Below are 17,023 nucleotides of genomic sequence, written 5' to 3'. Positions count from 1 at the left end.
AACAATGCTTCAACGCATAACATTCGCTGGTAAAGGGTTCTTACTATCCATTCTTGGATGAATGCAGTTTCGGTGAATTGGCGCAATCGTACATCCTCCCAATGAAAATTTAACGAGGGGGAGTAGGAGGGGAGGAGTAGATAAATGGGGTTATTGATAATAGGCGATCCAGTTCAAATAAATCCACGGCATAACGGTGACTCTGATCACGATGAGTATGTGTTTTGTGATTTCAGTCTCTAATCTGACCGGATGGCGATCACGAAATTAAGCCATAATAGCTAGGGCGTAGTGGCTAGGATGATGAGTTAGAGTCTATTTTCTCAGATCATAAGCCCTGAAAACTGGCTCGTCTTGGTAGATGTGCCCTACGTATAAATATAAAAAGGATATTCACATGAAAAACGCTCTAAGCGCTGTAGCTCTAGGAACATTAGTTGCTCTGGGTTCTTTTGGTGCAAATGCTGCTATTGAAGAAGGACAACTAACAATCTGGGTTGGTGGTGACAAAGCTTATGAAGGCATGGCTGAAGTAGGTAAACGCTTTGAAGAAGATACTGGCGTTAAAGTAACGGTCGCTTTCCCTGACAAACTAGAAGAGAAATTCTCTCAAGTTGCAGCAGCTGGCGATGGCCCAGATATGATTTTCTACGCACACGACCGTTTTGGTGGTTTTGCAGAAGCCGGTCTTCTTGTTGATATCAAACCTTCTAAAGAAATTAAAGAAGGTATCGTAGACTTCGCATGGGACGCTGTTTCTTACGAAGGTAAAACAATCGCTTATCCAGTAGCGGTTGAGTCAGTTTCTCTTATTTACAACAAAGCACTTGTTCCTAACCCACCTAAGTCTTGGGAAGAAATCCCAGCACTTAACGCTGAGCTTCAAAAAGACGGCAAGAAAGCGATCATGTGGCCTCTACGTGGCGGCGCTTACTTCACATGGCCTCTACTTGCAGCTGACGGTGGTTACGCATTCAAACAAACTGCTGAAGGTTACGACATTAAAGATGCGGGCGTAGCGGCTGAAGGTGTTCAGAAGTCTCTAGGTTTCATCGAGAAAATGGTACAAGACAAAGTTATCTCTGCAGATATGGATTACTCAGTTGCTGAGTCTGAATTCGTTGCGGGTAACGTTGCAATGACAATCAACGGTCCTTGGGGCTGGGCAAACATCGAGAAAGCTGGCGTTGACTACGGCGTAACAACGCTACCTAAGTTCAACGGTAAAGCGTCTAAACCTTTCGTTGGTGTATGGGCTGGCGGTATCAGCACTGCTTCTCCAAACCGCGACCTAGCTGTTGAGTTCATGGAAAACTACCTACTAACTGACGAAGGCATGAAGAGCCTGAATGACGACAAGCCACTAGGCGCTGTTGCTCTTAACTCTTTCCAACGTCAACTAGACAGCGACACTCGTATTGCTGCAACAATGGACAACGCGATGAACGGCGAAATCATGCCTAACATCCCTCAGTTCACAACGTTCTGGTACAGCATGGAAGAAGCGATCGGCAACGTAGTTGACGGCCGTCAATCAGTAGACCAAGCACTAAAAGCTGCTGAAGGTCGAATGACTAAGTAACAACCAAGCACTACCTTTTAAGGAGAGGGTAACCTCTCCTTACTTTTCTATTTTTTATCTATATCGCTAGCAGGTTCCTCTATGCAGTCAGTTCAAGGTACAGATGCTATCTCAGCACCATCAAGCCTTCCAGGCAGTAAAAGCGTCTTCATCAAATGGGGGTTGCTTGGTAGCGTTGGCTTAATTAACGGCTACGCTACAATTCTAATGTATTCACGCGGTGAGCTCGCTTTTGCGCTGCTTACTGTGATTTTAACGGCTTTGGCACTTTACATTTTTGGCAGTAAGAAAACTTACGCCCACCGTTATATTTACCCTGGTATTGCCGGAATGATCTTGTTCATTCTTTTCCCATTGGCTTATACCGTCGGGCTTGCGTTCACTAACTACAGCGCAAAAAACCAACTTTCTCTAGAGCGTACTCAAACTGTACTTTTAGACCGATCTTTTCAAAGCGGTGAGAGCTACCCATTTACTTTGTACAAGACTGATGACGGTCACCAGATCGTTGTTAAAGATGGCGACCAGCTGTTAGCAACAGACGTATTTTCTTTTGAAGATATGAGTGCAACAGAGATGGACCTATCTGCAATTAAGTCGACACAAGGTGAGAAAGAGAAGATCAAAGCGATCATCCAAAACCGTTCTGCGATCAACGCGGTTGATTTCCACTTGCCTAACGGCGACGACATCCGCATGAGTGGTTTACGTAAGTTTGCTTCTGTTGCTCCGCTTTACACGCTGCAAGACGATGATGAAACGTTAATCAACAATGAAACGGGTGAAGTTCTCAAGCCAAATATGGAAGAGGGTTTCTATCAACCTGTTGATGCGAATGGTGAGTTTACAGGCAACACAATCTCTCCGGGCTTTGTTGTTAATATTGGCACACATAACTTTGAACGTGTGTGGAAAGATGATGGTATTAAAGAACCGTTCATCAGCATCTTTATTTGGACGGTAATCTTCTCGGTATGTACTGTAGCGTTCACGCTTGTTATCGGGCTTGTACTTGCGAATATCGTGCAATGGGAAGAGCTAAAAGGTCGTTCAATCTACCGTGTTCTACTGATTCTGCCTTATGCAGTACCAGCGTTTATCTCAATTCTTATCTTTAAGGGTCTATTCAACCAGAGCTTTGGTGAGATCAACATGGTGCTTGAGAACATCTTTGGCTTAAGCCCGAACTGGTTCTCCGACCCAATTTTAGCGAAAACCATGGTGTTGATGGTTAACACATGGCTAGGTTTCCCTTACATGATGATTCTATGTATGGGTCTACTTAAAGCGATTCCTGATGATTTGTACGAAGCGTCAGCGATTGATGGTGCGAACTTCCTTGATAACTTCAAGCGTATTACATTCCCACTGATGATTAAGCCGCTAACACCGCTATTGATTGCAGCGTTTGCCTTTAACTTCAATAACTTTGTAATGATTCAACTATTGACGAATGGTGGCCCGAACATGATTGGCACCTCAGAGCCAGCGGGTTACACAGACTTGCTTGTAAGCTACACGTACCGAATCGCATTCGAAGGCGGCGGCGGTCAAGACTTTGGTCTAGCAAGTGCTATCGCAACGCTTATCTTCCTATTGGTTGGTGGACTCGCGTTACTAAACCTTCGTTTCACTAAACTGTCTCAAGATTAAGGAGCACGACAATGGCTATGGTACAAGGTAAAGGCCTTAAATACCGAGTGTGGGCAACGCATGCAGTGTTGTGGTGCTTCTTGGCAATGATTATCTTCCCACTACTGATGATCATCGCGATCTCGTTCCGTGAAGGTAACTTCGCAACAGGTAGTTTGATTCCTGATAACCCATCACTGGAGCACTGGAAGTTAGCTCTTGGTATGTCGGTAACGAATGCAGACGGCTCGGTGACACCACCTCCGTTCCCAGTACTGACTTGGTTATGGAACTCAATTAAAGTGGCGGGTGTTACCTCGATTCTAATCGTGGCACTGTCAACGACATCGGCTTACGCATTTGCTCGTATGCGCTTTAAAGGTAAAGAAACTATCCTGAAAGCGATGATGATTTTCCAAATGTTCCCAGCGGTACTTGCTCTTGTGGCTATCTACGCGTTGTTCGACAAACTTGGTCAATACATCCCGTTTTTAGGCTTGAACACGCATGGCGGTCTAATATTCTCTTACTTGGGCGGTATCGCACTGCACGTATGGACGATTAAAGGCTACTTTGAGACGATTGATAACTCATTGGAAGAAGCGGCTGCACTTGATGGTGCAACGCCTTGGCAAGCATTCAGACTGGTTCTACTGCCATTGTCTGTGCCAATTCTAGCGGTTGTGTTTATTCTTTCGTTCATCGCAACAGTAGGTGAAGTGCCTGTCGCATCTATCCTGCTAACGGATGTGAACTCTTATACGCTAGCAGTAGGTATGCAGCAGTATTTATACCCTCAGAATTATCTATGGGGTGACTTTGCCGCAGCGGCTGTACTTTCAGCACTTCCGATTACTATTGTGTTCTTACTTGCTCAACGTTGGTTAGTTGGCGGTTTGACGGCAGGTGGTGTAAAAGGATAAGCTGTACCCTATAAGAAAGACAAAGAGCGACCTTTTAGGTCGCTCTATATTGGCATTTTTATTACATCATTTGGTTTGGCCGCCGATCAGTAATAAAAATAACCCTCAGGTTACGCATAGCTGGCTACTAATCAGGTTCCTTACGCTATTAATGATTAGTGGTTTTTGTAACTCTAACCCAGGTATTTACTTGGGTTTTTTTATGCCTGCTACTTTTTTGCTTTTCTACTTTGTCGTCGTGTCAGATCTACCTGTCAACTTCGGTCATTAAAGCCTCGAGTCACTTCTCCCCCGAATCTTTTCTGCCTCATTCCTCTCACTCGAAGACATGAACTAGTCTCACAAATCAGACACTCAGTATAAGGGGCTGTCGGTCTATTGATATATTGCTAATAATCCAATGCGTGATACTTCAATGATTTGCATGCAACAAATACTGAAATTACAGAGAAAGTGTATATTGAAACGGAAGGTGGCTGTGAATTGCAGAGACTTATAGCTCTGATTTATGTAATGGGTTGGAGCATAGTGATGATTAATGGTTGATATTAGCCGCTGATTCAAGCTGCACGCTGATCACTATGAATTATGACCTATAGAAGTTAGAACTCTTTGCTTGATGGTGCGCAACCTAAATGCTGCAACAACACATAGATGCTTTCTTGATCGAGTGCGACACGACGAAATAGATCCGCAAACGTGTTATCCCCACCAAAACAAGTCTGGATATAGTGGTTAATTTCATTGCTATCGTAACCTTCTACGTACAATGTTCTGACCCATTGATACTCAACTGCCTTGAGATTGTTCAGTGTAGATTCGCTAAGAGTGGGGCGTGTGACGCTCAAGAGTAGCTCCGGGAAATTCAAATACATCCATTATGATTGGCGGTATTTAAACAGAGCTAAATGACGACTTTATTACAGTTCGAGCAAATCGCTAAACAATAGCGACTTCATTTCAACCCTTGGCTGAGTATCACGCTATATAAGCCATCTTGAGATAAGCAGGCGGTTTTGTCTGTGAGAGTGTGAATAGGGGAGTTGAGTTAGAGAAACAAATGCCAAGTAAGTACTCGGCATTGTAGTAAGGTTTTGTAGGGCTTTCTGGATAGTGACCTTATTTAAGGTACTTCACGTGCGCTTCCATCTCTTCGCCTATCTGTTTTCGCATGTTCATTAGGCGAATAGCTGAATCTCTTAACTCGATGTCTTCTGGCGTTTCTGGTATCCACTCAGGCACCTTAGTCGGATTACCGTTTTCATCAACAGCAACCATAATAACGATACAGTGAGTCGTTAGGCGATTGTTGAGCTCTTTAGGGTCGCTGGCTTGCACGTCGATAGCGATGTGCATGGAAGATGAACCGGTATAGATGACCTTCGCGCTGACTTCAACAAGGTTGCCCACATGGATTGGCGCAACGAATCGAATACCACCAGCGTAAGCGGTAATACAATATTTACCACTCCATCCTGCAGAACAAGCATAAGCCGCTAAATCGACCCATTTCATTACTGCACCACCATGAACTTTACCACCAAAGTTCACATCCCCGGGCTCAGCTAAAAAACGCAGAGTAACGTCTCGTTTACCATCTTGTCGGCTATTGTTACTGCTCATCTATCTTCCTTCATTATTATTGTGTTGCTTAACATGCTTGTTACTTGCTAATAACAATATACTTAAGATGGTACAAATTAAAGCGGATAATCCCATGGTTAAGACTATTTTTTTAAACGGATGACAAACAGGTGAACTTAGGCGCTTGATAGCAATAAGAATAAGGGGGATGTACGAGGATTTGATAGTGAACAAAGACGAGATACAAAGAAAAACACCTAGCAGAGTGCTAGGTGTTTTTAAGCCGTGTGGTACTCATGTCGGTACCTTTTTATTTTAGCCAACTACCCGTTGTTCATCTGGTTAGCTCAAGGTTATTTTATATCTATTAACCCTAAAGGGGTGGTTAAAGTTTCTTTGCTGTTGAGCTCATTTTTACTCTTTCACAAAGTATAGATCCTTAGCGTAGATATTTCCTTTCGGATTATTGTTAGGGAAGCCTTTGAGTGTATTTCGCACTAATCGAGTGTGGTTATAGTGATATAGAGGTATAACTACTGAAGATTGGTTCAATAGCGATTCAGCATGCTGGTATAAAGCAAAACGTTTAGACTGATCTTCCGTTTTACTCGCTTGCTGCAAGAGCTCATCATAATCAGAGTTACAGTAACCACTCTCATTAGCTGTATGACCACAAGTGAAGGCTTCTAGCAGAGCCGATGGCTCTGGGTAGTCTCCAAATGCCCATGATCGAGCAAGCTGATAGTCTCCCGCTCCTTTAGCTGCGACATACGCTTTCCACTCCATATTTTCCAATTCTACTTTGACACCAAGCGGTTTCCACATTGATGCAATCGCAATAGCGATCTTTTTATGGTTTTCGCTGGTGTTATATGTGAGCGTAAATGTAAGTGGGTTGTCTTGGTTATAGCCAGCTTCTGCGAGTAACTGCTTAGCCTTGGTTTGGCGTTCTGAGCTATCTAGTGCTTCGAATAAAGACTTAGGAGCCGTGTAACTCGGGATATTGTTAGGCGTCACGCTGTAGGCTTCAGGCTCTCCTTGGCCAGTCACTTTATCGACTAAGATCTCTCGATTTACCGCCATGCTTAGTGCTTGTCTAACTCTTACATCATTAAACGGTGCCTGACGCGTATTAAAAGAGTAAACATATGACCCTAACAAAGCTTGAGCCTTAATTTGTTCAGGGCTCTCTTTACGTAACTTTTGGTAATACTCAAGCTGAACACGGTTCGTCATATCAATTTCACCAGCTTGATAACGGATAAGCTCTGCGTTTTGAGATGACAAGCCTAAATAGGTCACCTTGTTGATGACTGTTGATGTGTCATCCCAATAATTTGAGTTTCTCTCGACTTCAACGTATTCGTTAGGGACCCATTTACTCAAAGTGTAAGCACCGTTGGTCGCGATATTTTCTGCGCGAGTCCATTGGTCGCCTTTCTCCTGCACCAATTTAGCGGGCAGAGGGAAGAAGGTCTTGATGCTCATTAAACTCATGAAGTAGGGCGTAGGCTTTGAAAGTGAGATTTCTATCGTGTGATCGTTTAGTGCCTTAATACCCAATTCTGATGGATCTTTATCTCCGGCAATAATGTCACTCGCGTTAACGATGTTCGCCGTCGAGAAAATAAATCCTGTGTTGTTGCCTGTTTTAGGGGAGACTGCACGCTGCCAACCAAACACAAAGTCTGATGCTGTCACCGGGTCGTCATTCGACCATTTTAGATCATTCTTTAAGACGAAGGTGACCGTTTTACCGTCGTTACTGAACGTCCACTGTTGGGCTTGTCCCGGAATGATCTGCCCATCACTGTTCTCGATCACAAAGCCTTCAAACATATCGTTGACGATGATGTCACCGGGCATGCCTGAATTTACAAAGTTAGGGTCTAGTGTGTTGGGCTCTGCGCCATTCCCGCGCACAAAATGTTGTTCTTCCGCTAAAGGTGTATCGCTAGAAACAGAGGCAGAAAAACTTGAAGCAGAAGATAGAGCAAGCAGTGACGATATGATCACTGGGAGTGTGGGTTGAGTCATTGTAATTCCTTTTACAACTTAAACAGTACTTAATGCATTAAACCTGAGTCGGTACCATGTTGCAACAACCACGAGTTGGAATTAAAAACATTTGAAAGTGTTGTGATAGAGAAATCAAAATCACAAAATTAATGAAGGGGAGGTGGTTCTAAAGCAACATGTCTATAAAGCGAAGTGGTTATAAAACAGTACCTGCTGATCAGCAGGCACTGTTTAGATGGAATCTAATCTATTTTTCAAAGTGGTTAGCTTTGCTGAGGTAGCGCCGCTTCAAGCCTTGGTTTCCTTTTCACTTGAGCAAGGATGACACCAGAAATCACCATTACACCGCCAATGATATGGAACTGGTTAATCTCTTCACCTAACCATGTTGATGCCAATACAATAGCGACTACAGGCATTAAGTTCATGAACATTGCGCTGGAATCAGCGCCAATGGTATCAATGGCTTTCACCCACATCCAAGGTGCCAGAATCGAAGCAGCAACGGCGGCGTAAGCTATCAGTGGAATAGCTTGTTGTGAAGGAATGAGTTGATCACTGGTTAGCCAAAGTGGAGTTAACATTGCGACCGCGAACATCCCTTGGATATAAATCACAACCCAATTGCTGATTGGCATTTTCCAGCGCTTCAACAATACACAGTAAGAAGCATATACACATGCCGCTATTAGCATGTAGCCATCACCTTGGGTCAGTTCTTGGTGTATGAAGAATAAAGGATCGCCTTTACCCAGCATCAATGCCAATCCAGACAGAGACAAGACGCCGCCTACAATACTCAAGCTTGAAATAGACTTGTTTAGTAGAGGAACGCTAAGGAACACACTGATCAACGGTACTAATGAAGTGATCAATGCCATATTAGAAGCCGTTGTAGTTAAGCCGGCGTAGTAGCCTAAAGACTGGTTTAACACCATTCCCAAAAAGCCAAGGAAAGCCAATTTAGACAAGTTAGGCTTAATGATTGGCCATTGTTTGATAACCGAGCGAATACAGAACGGTGTAAGAATTAACATCGCAATAAACCAACGGTAAAAACTCATTGCACTTGGTTCAATGGTACTTGCCGCTAGCTTATTGACGATAGCATTTGCACCCCAGATACAGACTGTGAAAAATGGTAATAGATAATGCATGTGAGTCTCGTCGCAAAATGAGTTGATGCGGCTAGTTTGACAGGTCGTTATACTTACAGATATCTTTAAAAAGACATCAGGCGCGATAGGAAGACAAGTTTGAAAAAACACTCAAGAAACCTTCATCCATCCTTATCATTTGATAAGGCACCATCCAACGTATTTATGAATTTCGAAGCTTTCTTATCGAATACCGAAACTCGTGTACATAGCCACCCTTGGGGTCAGGTACAGTTGATCAGCGGTGGGATCCTTGAAATGGAAGCAGAAGGTACACGTTTTCTTGCGCCACCACATCTCGCGATTTGGGTACCCGCTGGGGTAATGCATTGCAGTTATAACCGCAAGCCATTGGATTACTGTTCGTTGAATATTGCTCATGAGTTAACTCAGAATTTGCCTGAGAAAACTAGCCTTATTAAGATCACTCCAATCGTGTCTTCGATTATTGATGACTTTCGTCAGCGCGATATCAATGTCGCCCAAAGTGAACAAGATCAAAGGCTTGTGCAGGTGTTACTGGATCAACTTGCAGAACGACAAGTCGAGCATCACTTCCTACCTTCAACTGATAACAAGTATCTTGCTCCTATTCTTGCTGCCATAGAAGAGAACCCTACCGATGATATCTCGCTAAAAGATTGGGCCGACAAAGTACACGCAACCGAGCGAACTTTGTCGCGTCATTGTCAAAGTGAGCTCGGAATGAGTTTTACGGAGTGGCGATTACGAGTTCGCTACTTGTACTCAATGGATCTATTAAGAAACGGACAGTCGGTTAAAGAAGTGGCACTCACGTTGGGCTATAACCAAGCCAGCCCCTTCATTTCTATGTTTAAGAAATATTCCGGCCAAACCCCAGAACAATATAAGAACCGTTTGTTGTAGTTCGATCTTGTTCCCAAAAGAACGGATGTTTTCGCTATCAGTGAATAGATACACCATAAGTAAATATGTGCAGTATGAGCTTATGGGGTCGTGTTTAAGAGCCTGTATATTGTGCTCTGTTGTTCAGTGACATCATCATAGTGTTGATTCAATAGAGCGCTTGTACTACCTACCTTGAACAGTATGTATGTTTCTCCGTCGACCTCGAACCAATTGAACGTTCCGTGCTGGTTATACGTGGTCATTGTTTTGCTTATCTTCATGAGATATACATCAGCATCGCAAGACATACAGATGTACATAAGCCAAAGAAAGAAAAGAAAAACCACGAGCCCAAGATTGTTTTCTCTTTTCCTACCTCTTCATTACTTTGCTGCCAGCCAAGCTCACGAACCTGAGCTTTTGTAAGATTTAAGTCTAATTTCTCGATGTATCTATTGAGTTCGTCATTGTGTATCGAGCTAATCATGTTCTGTTTCCTCTAACCATTTGATTGATATTTTAGGGTAGCTCCATGTTTGATTAAATTAGATATTTTATAACAAGCGTTTAGATAAATAGAACATGGTAAATAACCAAAAGCCTCCGTCGTGGAGGCTCTATGTTGTAAGGACTTAGTTTGTGCCTACATTGTTACAACTCGGCTTAGTACCCTGTTAATTCCATGTAGCCCGTACCAGAGTGTGTTCCTTCAACCACGATAGGGCCTTCCCAATAGGGAACCGACAGTGGCATTTTGGCATTTGGATTGAGTGCTGAGACAGTCAGTTCGATTTGTTGAGTTGGAATCAAAACTTGCCACTCTGTTGGGTAGTCACGTCCATCGATTTTAGTTTGCTTGATGGCGGTTAAGCTAATATCTTGCTGCTTAATCGCGATGCTGGAACCATCTTGATTCATCAACCTCGCATGGGAATAACTAGCCTTGCCTGTTGTTGAGTTTCGAAGTTGAAACACCACCAAGCTGGTTTCACCACTCAGTCTTAGCGCAAACCAGTCCCACCCTTGTTGTGAGTCGAGCAAAAACTGCGAGCTCCATTCTCTGTCTATCCATCCTTTACCGGAAACCTGATGTGTTACGCCATCAATGGCTACCTCCCCCGATACATTAATGAATGGTTGGCTGTAATAATAAGAAGCCACTTTTCCGTCGCTGCTTTTGGTGCTGTAGCCTTGCTCGCCTTGTTTCTGATATGACGAGTTACTGGTGAGTATTAGTGAGTAACTAAATTGTTCTGAATTGGCATTCAATGTCGCAGGGAAGAGGTCATCGGTAGTCGATGTCCATTGCCAGTCATCGAGATAGACCCGAAATGGTGACGAGCCAACACCCGCAAGTTCGGTTTGGCCGCGAGACCACTTTTCATCGGCGTAGTGTTTGTCTTTGGTCGTGACAGCGCTGTGTGCCATGTAGATTTGCTGACTTTGCCACGTAGTTTCCTTCGTGCTATTGCCACTTTCCTGTGGAGCAGTCGCGAAGCGGAATTGTGTCCACTGCACGCCCAGAGCATTGCCATTTTCATCGATGAGGTTGGCGGTTAAATACCACCACTCATGACGAAAACTTGGGTGCGCTTGGTGGTCGGCAGGGAAGGTGATCTCCACGCCTTTTACTACAGGTGTGAATTGGTCAGTCTGTTCTTGTGTTTCATTGTCGGTTTGTTTTTCAGAGCCTAGTAGAGCTCCCATATTTTTTGCTGATTGATGTTGAGGTTTTTCACAGCCCCAAAAAGATAGCAGGCAAAGTGAGATAATGGCGATTTTCAGTAGCGTACTATTCACATGACTAGTCATCACAACACCTCGCTCTGCAAGCTAGATACCACTGGTTTACTGACTAAGCGCCACAGTGGGATTAGAGTTGCGATCACCGCCACTAAAATGGTGATGGCGGGAATACTGAGTGCATCACTCCAACTCCATAAGTAATTTAAGCTCCAACCAAAGGCACGCAGGGTAACGATGTCCGTCAACACATAACCGATCATAGCGCCGAGCGGTATGGCGACAATTAAGGTAAAGGTAACTAATACGACAATCTGCCCGACCACCATAGCCATCAATTTTCGCTGACTAACACCGAGCGCATACAACCTTGCAATGGCGGCTTTGCGTGCATCGAGCAACATGAAACACGCACAGAACAAGCCAATCACCGCCACCATTAAAGTGACGCCATTAAGCGCTCGAGTAATGGCAAAGGTTTGTGAAAAGATATCCAACGCCAGGGATTTGATCTGCGCTTGGTCATAAAGCTGGCTAGGGTGCAGATTCAGCTGTTGGCGCAGCTGTTCGTATACCTGTTGTTGGGCGCCAGACACTTTAATCCCGAGGCTGGTTGGCAAATCCGTAAATCCGCTTTCGAGCCATAAATTAGGTGCAAGTAACACTTCGCCATTCGGTGAGCCGTAATCATGAAAAATCGCCCCTACGATGAGTGTTTTGTCTTGGATCACGTCGAGTTTGAGTTGGCTTCCAAGGGACAAACCGAGCTTCACCGCAGTGGGTTCGCTGATCGCCACTAATTCACCTTGGTAAAAGCGCGTCCAGAAGTCATCAACGTGGGATTGGAACACCATGGTTTGCTCAAGTGTGTCTTTGTCTTTGGTGCCGAGCAAAGTCGGTAAGCCCTGCAGGTTATCATCGACGTAGTATTGCTTGTAGACGGTTTCAACATTATCAAACTGTTCTAACGCACGTGCCACATTCGCGATTTCACCTTGGGCAGGGCTAACGTAAATATCGGCATGTAAGCGCTGTTCAAGCCATTGCTTTAACGTGGATTCAAAGCTACCGACTAAGGTATTCATCCCCACATTGGCGGTGACGGCGAGAAGTAATGCCATCATGGCAAGGGAAAGAGGGGAGATAAGTTCACGCAGCTCTGCAAACAGATATTGTATTAATCCCGATTGGGTGCGTCTTTCGCTCCAGTTCGCTAGTACGCTGAGCGTTTTGGGTAGGTACAAGGGAATCGACACCACTAACACACCGAGCCATGCCATAGTGAAGCGGTGATGCTCGCTCAACCATAACCCTGCTAACGCGAGAATGGTTAATACTGCCCCGATAACAAACAGCTGATTTTCGTTAGACGCTTCCGGCGCTTGATAGAAACCGCCATGGGAAGAGAGTGGTTGTCGCACTCGCTGTTTAAAGTGCTGCCAACACGCGACAAGCGTTGCGGCCAGCGTAAGCAGCAGTGCCTGCACTAACCATTGCCACTGCCATGTGCCGGGAAGCAGTGTTGCACCATAAAGTTGCTCAAGCGTTATCGCGACGGTTGGATGTAGCCAATGACTGAGTTGAATGCCGAGAATGAAACCAAGCGACGCGCCCAGTGTGACTAAAAGAGTCAGCTCGACTAACAGAGCTGAAAATACGATGCTTGGCGCAATCCCGGCTTGTTGAATTTGCACCAACAGTCGATTACGTTTGAGCAAGCTGTACTTCACACCGTTGTAAGCGATGAACAAACCAACCAAGAACGCCAGTAAGCTCATAGCAGTGAGGTTGAGGTGAAAGCTGTCGGTAATTGAACCGAGATCCGTGCTTTGGTTGTTGGAAATCCATTGTGCTTGTGCGCCTATGAGGCTTTGCCATTTATCCTGAGTATTGCTCTTAGTGTCAAAAACAGCGATATAGCTCAGTTGTCCTTGCTTGTTAAGCAGTTGCTGAGCGAATCCGATGTCCATCAACATTCGGCTACCCAGCTGCCATTCATCTGGCAATACCACGACTTTGGTGAGCACTTCATCCAAAGTGAGCGTGTTTACTTCTCCCAAGCTTTGGTGTTGCGATTGGCTCATCATCACGATGGGCTCACCAGCTAACAGTTGAGGTAGCGGTAAGTAGCTGTCGAACAGGGATATGTTTTGACTGTCTTCTGAGATTTTATCGTTTTCGTCTAGCTTGTCGGGTGAGTAACGAGATCTTGAGGTGAGAGCTGTGACCAATTCACTGCCTTGTACCGACCAACGACGACCTTGTTCGTCTCTTACTCGTCCTTCAATCACGGGCAGTATCGCGCTTAATCCATTTTGTCTTAGTTTGAAGTAGAGCGATTCCGGCAAATAGTTTTGCCCCGCTGGTGGAATGATCAGTTTTCGCGCCTGGGCACTCAGCTGTTCTGTGGATTCAGCGTAGCTCCGTTTGGCATTAAGGTTGATGGCTTGCACCGCGACAAACAAGGTGACTGCAAGTACAATACCAATCAGGATTGCCGCAGCTTGTAAGGGCGATTGGCGATAGTGCGCCGCGAATAGATTCAACGTCAGTTTGGTATGGGTGAGCTGGTTCTGCACGAAGCCAGTTTGCTTCATTGGATTACTCACAACGTTGTTGCTCTTTGGCTTGGGTTCGATCTACGTTCTCTAAACAACCATCATCTAACACCAGTTGTGTCTGCATAAAGCTGGCACATTCCGAACTGTGCGTAACCAAAAGCACGGCAGTGTTGCCTTGCGTGGTAATTTCACTCAGCAGCTGCATTACTTCAATGCCTGCTTTGTGGTCGAGGTTGCCTGTGGGTTCATCGGCAAGCAGCAGTTTCGGTTTATGAGCTAATGCACGTGCGATCGCTACTCTTTGTTGTTGCCCACCAGAGAGCGCTGATACATGCCTATTGAGCAGGTCGCTAATGCCTAATGTTTCCACTAAGTAATCACACCAGTCGCCCCATTTTTGTTGATTTAAATGCAACGGGAACGCGATGTTTTGTTTTACGTTGAGTGGGGTTAGCAAGTTAAATTGCTGAAAGATAACACCCAGTTTTTGATGACGGAAGCGGCTCCATTGTGGGTCTTTCCAAACCGATGTGTTGTCACCATCGAGCCACAATTCACCTCCTGAAAGTGGTTCAAAACCTGCGATGAGATTGAGCAAAGTACTCTTTCCACTGCCACTCGCCCCAGTCAAAGCCACACTAGTGCCCGTCGCTAAAGTGAAGTCGACACTGTCCAACACGCTATGGGTGTCTTTACCATCAACAAAGCTTTTGCTGGCCTGTTTAAGTGTGACAACTGAGTTTTCCATTCCCTCTCCTTATAAGTAAACAAATCATCAAGGTGTCGCTTAGTGGCAATTACCGTCTCAATAAGCTCTATAGAACTTTAGACAACAATTTCAAAAAGATAGCGATTTACATCGAATTATTAATAACTTGTACTTCGAATGGCTGGAAATAGATTAATTAGAGGAAAAATATAGATGTTAACAGGAGCTTTGAATCACTGTTTGAGGGATTGAACTCAGTTTCAAACCCTGCAACTTGCCTTACTTTTCCTCATGCCTAGAGTTTCAACAATGTAGCTAAATGTTTTACATCACATATATTAATAAAACTGATAATGCTTGCATTTATAAATGTGATTTATATCTCCATTCATCTTTTGATTACTTTCTAAGCTTAGTTGGTTTTTATCTAATTAAACAGAAGGTTATATGATAAATAGAATAATGACACTAAGTGGCGTTGCATTACTTTGTTCAGCGAGTGCGCATGCGCAAATGCAAAATGGAAGTTTCGAAAACTGGGAAGGAAACGTACCATCTGGATGGAGTGTGATTGACTCCGGCATTGCACTTTCGCTCTCTACCGATCCTGTAAATAACGGCAGTTTCTCTGCACAAGTAACCGTGAATACAAGTACTCAAAGTAATACCGATTTTCTTCAAACGATAAGTGTTGAACAAGGGAAAACTTATGATTTCTCTGTCGATGTTTATCACACTGAAGGTAACTTGAAAGCTCGCCTTTTTGTTGATGGCTATTTAGGCTACTCGAACAATGGTTTAACGAATCAGTGGCAAGCATTGACTCACTCGTACAGCGCTACGAGCACTAAAGATATCGTTGTGGGCGTACGATTCTATGATGATGCAGGTTTTGATGGCTCGGAAGTGGTGTATTTAGATAACTTTCAGCCTACGGAGACTCCACCAACACAAAGCTGCAATGACACAAGTGCCGCACTCACGCTAGTGACGGATAACTATGGTTCTGAAACCAGTTGGTCTCTCAAAAACTCAGTTTCTCAAACTCTTTATTCTGGTTCAGACTATCAAAGTAACACCATCAATGAAGTGGAAATGTGTTTAGCGGATGGTAGCTACACCCTAGAAGTCTCAGACTCTTATGGAGATGGAATGTGCTGCAGTGTGGGGAATGGTTCATACAGTTTGTCGGTAAACGGGACCGTTGTGGTATCTGGTGGTGATTTCCAAGCAAGTCAGAGTACAGAATTTACGATTGGTGGCTCAACTACACCACCAACTGAACCACCAGTTTTAGGTGAGTATTACAAAGACGCTGAAGGCAAAGTGGGCTTTGCGTTAAAAACAGCCTTATATCAAATTATTGATAACCATAGTAGTCAGGGTTATACCGCTATTTGGACGTTGGTGTCTGAGGCTGACCTAGACACATACTATGACACTGATGGGTCGATTCTCGATATGTATTCGGAGAAACCTTCAGGCTCAGATTCAATCCAATTTACTAAGGTGGCCGATCAATGTGGTCAATACAGTAAAGAAGGTGATTGCTACAACCGCGAGCACTCATTCCCGAAAAGCTGGTTTGGTGGGAAAGTCGAGCCAATGAACTCTGACGGTCACCATTTATTTGCCACTGACGGCTACGTTAACTCGAAACGTAGTAATTGGCCATTTGGTGAGGTGAGCAGTGCAACATACACATCAAGTAATGGTTCAAAACTAGGCAGTGCAGCGAGCTCTCTTGGTTATGTGGGGACTGTGTTTGAGCCAATTGATGAGTTTAAAGGTGATTTCGCAAGAGCATATTTCTACATGGCAACACGCTATGAAAATGAAATCGCTAATTGGGAAGGGAACTCTACAAGCTCTGATGCCGTTCTGGATGGAACCAATACAACCGTTTTTGAACCTTGGCTACTTACTATGCTAAAGCGTTGGCATTCTGAAGATCCAGTAAGCCAAAAAGAAATCGACCGAAATAAGGCGGTACATGATTTTCAAGGGAATCGTAATCCGTTTATTGACCATCCAGAGTTTGTAAGCCAAATCTGGGGAAATTAATCGGAATATAGCCACCATTACAATGGCTTCATGATTATTGAATTGAGCCCAATCCTTTGTTTGGGCTTTTTTATTGAGAGGCATTAGAGAGCATGATTTTAAATATTTGAAAAAGCATATTGTCATGAAGGTCACGTATACTTGTCAGTGATCTGCACCATCAATACTGGACGCTACGT

The 17,023-nt window shown here is 44.2% G+C and carries 13 protein-coding genes; 5 read left to right on the top strand and 8 right to left on the bottom strand.

Annotated elements, in window-relative coordinates; genetic code table 11:
• Nucleotides 1-397: 397 nt before the first annotated feature.
• The 3 genes from malE (at nucleotide 398) to malG (ending at nucleotide 4,137) form a co-directional block, all read left to right on the top strand.
• Nucleotides 398-1,582: a maltose/maltodextrin ABC transporter substrate-binding protein MalE gene (malE, locus tag IHV80_RS24085; protein ID WP_192891298.1), complete on the top strand. Its 1,185-nt coding sequence runs from the start codon at nucleotides 398-400 to the stop codon at nucleotides 1,580-1,582.
• An 81-nt stretch (nucleotides 1,583-1,663) separates the two neighbouring features.
• Entirely contained in the window at nucleotides 1,664-3,235 is a 1,572-nt protein-coding gene (malF, locus tag IHV80_RS24080; RefSeq protein ID WP_192891297.1) for a maltose ABC transporter permease MalF, read from the top strand.
• Between the two features lie 11 nt (nucleotides 3,236-3,246).
• Entirely contained in the window at nucleotides 3,247-4,137 is an 891-nt protein-coding gene (gene malG / locus IHV80_RS24075) for a maltose ABC transporter permease MalG (protein ID WP_010431447.1), read from the top strand.
• Between the two features lie 602 nt (nucleotides 4,138-4,739).
• Here malG and IHV80_RS24070 read toward each other — a convergent pair.
• From IHV80_RS24070 to IHV80_RS24055, 4 genes are all read right to left on the bottom strand, one after another.
• Complete coding sequence (locus IHV80_RS24070) at nucleotides 4,740-5,012, bottom strand: hypothetical protein (protein ID WP_192891296.1); 273 nt, start codon at nucleotides 5,010-5,012, stop codon at nucleotides 4,740-4,742.
• Nucleotides 5,013-5,256: 244 nt separating this feature from the next.
• Entirely contained in the window at nucleotides 5,257-5,760 is a 504-nt protein-coding gene (locus IHV80_RS24065; RefSeq protein WP_192891295.1) for an acyl-CoA thioesterase, read from the bottom strand.
• A 375-nt stretch (nucleotides 5,761-6,135) separates the two neighbouring features.
• Nucleotides 6,136-7,758, bottom strand: coding sequence for a peptide ABC transporter substrate-binding protein (locus tag IHV80_RS24060; RefSeq protein WP_192891294.1), 1,623 nt, complete (start codon nucleotides 7,756-7,758; stop codon nucleotides 6,136-6,138).
• 245 nt (nucleotides 7,759-8,003) lie between these two features.
• A complete protein-coding gene (locus tag IHV80_RS24055; protein ID WP_192891293.1) occupies nucleotides 8,004-8,897 on the bottom strand; it encodes a DMT family transporter in 894 nt (297 codons plus the stop codon).
• 99 nt (nucleotides 8,898-8,996) lie between these two features.
• Between IHV80_RS24055 and IHV80_RS24050 the strand changes: the two genes are divergently transcribed.
• Nucleotides 8,997-9,785, top strand: coding sequence for an AraC family transcriptional regulator (locus IHV80_RS24050; RefSeq protein WP_192891292.1), 789 nt, complete (start codon nucleotides 8,997-8,999; stop codon nucleotides 9,783-9,785).
• Between the two features lie 259 nt (nucleotides 9,786-10,044).
• Here the strand turns inward: IHV80_RS24050 and IHV80_RS24045 are convergent, their stop codons facing one another.
• The 4 genes from IHV80_RS24045 to IHV80_RS24030 form a co-directional block, all read right to left on the bottom strand.
• Nucleotides 10,045-10,254, bottom strand: a complete 210-nt coding sequence (locus tag IHV80_RS24045) for a hypothetical protein (protein ID WP_192891291.1) — start codon at nucleotides 10,252-10,254, stop codon at nucleotides 10,045-10,047.
• A gap of 176 nt (nucleotides 10,255-10,430) precedes the next feature.
• Nucleotides 10,431-11,579 carry a lipocalin-like domain-containing protein gene (locus IHV80_RS24040; RefSeq protein ID WP_192891290.1) on the bottom strand — a complete coding sequence of 383 codons (1,149 nt, stop codon included), beginning with the start codon at nucleotides 11,577-11,579 and terminating at the stop codon, nucleotides 10,431-10,433.
• Nucleotides 11,579-14,107 carry an ABC transporter permease gene (locus IHV80_RS24035; RefSeq protein WP_192892212.1) on the bottom strand — a complete coding sequence of 843 codons (2,529 nt, stop codon included), beginning with the start codon at nucleotides 14,105-14,107 and terminating at the stop codon, nucleotides 11,579-11,581. The genes IHV80_RS24040 and IHV80_RS24035 overlap by 1 nt, the downstream gene beginning before the upstream one ends.
• A gap of 4 nt (nucleotides 14,108-14,111) precedes the next feature.
• Complete coding sequence (locus IHV80_RS24030; protein ID WP_192891289.1) at nucleotides 14,112-14,819, bottom strand: ABC transporter ATP-binding protein; 708 nt, start codon at nucleotides 14,817-14,819, stop codon at nucleotides 14,112-14,114.
• 408 nt (nucleotides 14,820-15,227) lie between these two features.
• On the opposite strand from IHV80_RS24030, the gene IHV80_RS24025 reads away from it, so the two are divergent.
• Nucleotides 15,228-16,844, top strand: coding sequence for an endonuclease (locus IHV80_RS24025; protein ID WP_192891288.1), 1,617 nt, complete (start codon nucleotides 15,228-15,230; stop codon nucleotides 16,842-16,844).
• The last annotated feature ends 179 nt before the right edge of the window (nucleotides 16,845-17,023 follow it).

The sequence above is a fragment of the Vibrio bathopelagicus genome (assembly GCF_014879975.1).
Taxonomy (GTDB): Bacteria; Pseudomonadota; Gammaproteobacteria; order Enterobacterales; family Vibrionaceae; genus Vibrio; species Vibrio bathopelagicus.
Note: the sequence above shows the minus strand (reverse complement) of the source record. Positions and strands in the feature narration are given on the sequence as shown.

Bases quoted from the DNA above. Each gene is read 5' to 3' on its own strand.
- IHV80_RS24030 (WP_192891289.1), bottom strand. From the start codon at position 14,819: ATGGAAAACTCAGTTGTCACACTTAAACAGGCCAGCAAAAGCTTTGTT.
- IHV80_RS24065 (WP_192891295.1), bottom strand. From the start codon at position 5,760: ATGAGCAGTAACAATAGCCGACAAGATGGTAAACGAGACGTTACTCTG.
- malE (WP_192891298.1), top strand. From the start codon at position 398: ATGAAAAACGCTCTAAGCGCTGTAGCTCTAGGAACATTAGTTGCTCTG.
- IHV80_RS24025 (WP_192891288.1), top strand. From the start codon at position 15,228: ATGATAAATAGAATAATGACACTAAGTGGCGTTGCATTACTTTGTTCA.
- malF (WP_192891297.1), top strand. From the start codon at position 1,664: ATGCAGTCAGTTCAAGGTACAGATGCTATCTCAGCACCATCAAGCCTT.
- IHV80_RS24035 (WP_192892212.1), bottom strand. From the start codon at position 14,107: ATGAAGCAAACTGGCTTCGTGCAGAACCAGCTCACCCATACCAAACTG.
- IHV80_RS24045 (WP_192891291.1), bottom strand. From the start codon at position 10,254: ATGATTAGCTCGATACACAATGACGAACTCAATAGATACATCGAGAAA.
- IHV80_RS24055 (WP_192891293.1), bottom strand. From the start codon at position 8,897: ATGCATTATCTATTACCATTTTTCACAGTCTGTATCTGGGGTGCAAAT.
- IHV80_RS24040 (WP_192891290.1), bottom strand. From the start codon at position 11,579: ATGACTAGTCATGTGAATAGTACGCTACTGAAAATCGCCATTATCTCA.
- IHV80_RS24060 (WP_192891294.1), bottom strand. From the start codon at position 7,758: ATGACTCAACCCACACTCCCAGTGATCATATCGTCACTGCTTGCTCTA.
- malG (WP_010431447.1), top strand. From the start codon at position 3,247: ATGGCTATGGTACAAGGTAAAGGCCTTAAATACCGAGTGTGGGCAACG.
- IHV80_RS24070 (WP_192891296.1), bottom strand. From the start codon at position 5,012: ATGTATTTGAATTTCCCGGAGCTACTCTTGAGCGTCACACGCCCCACT.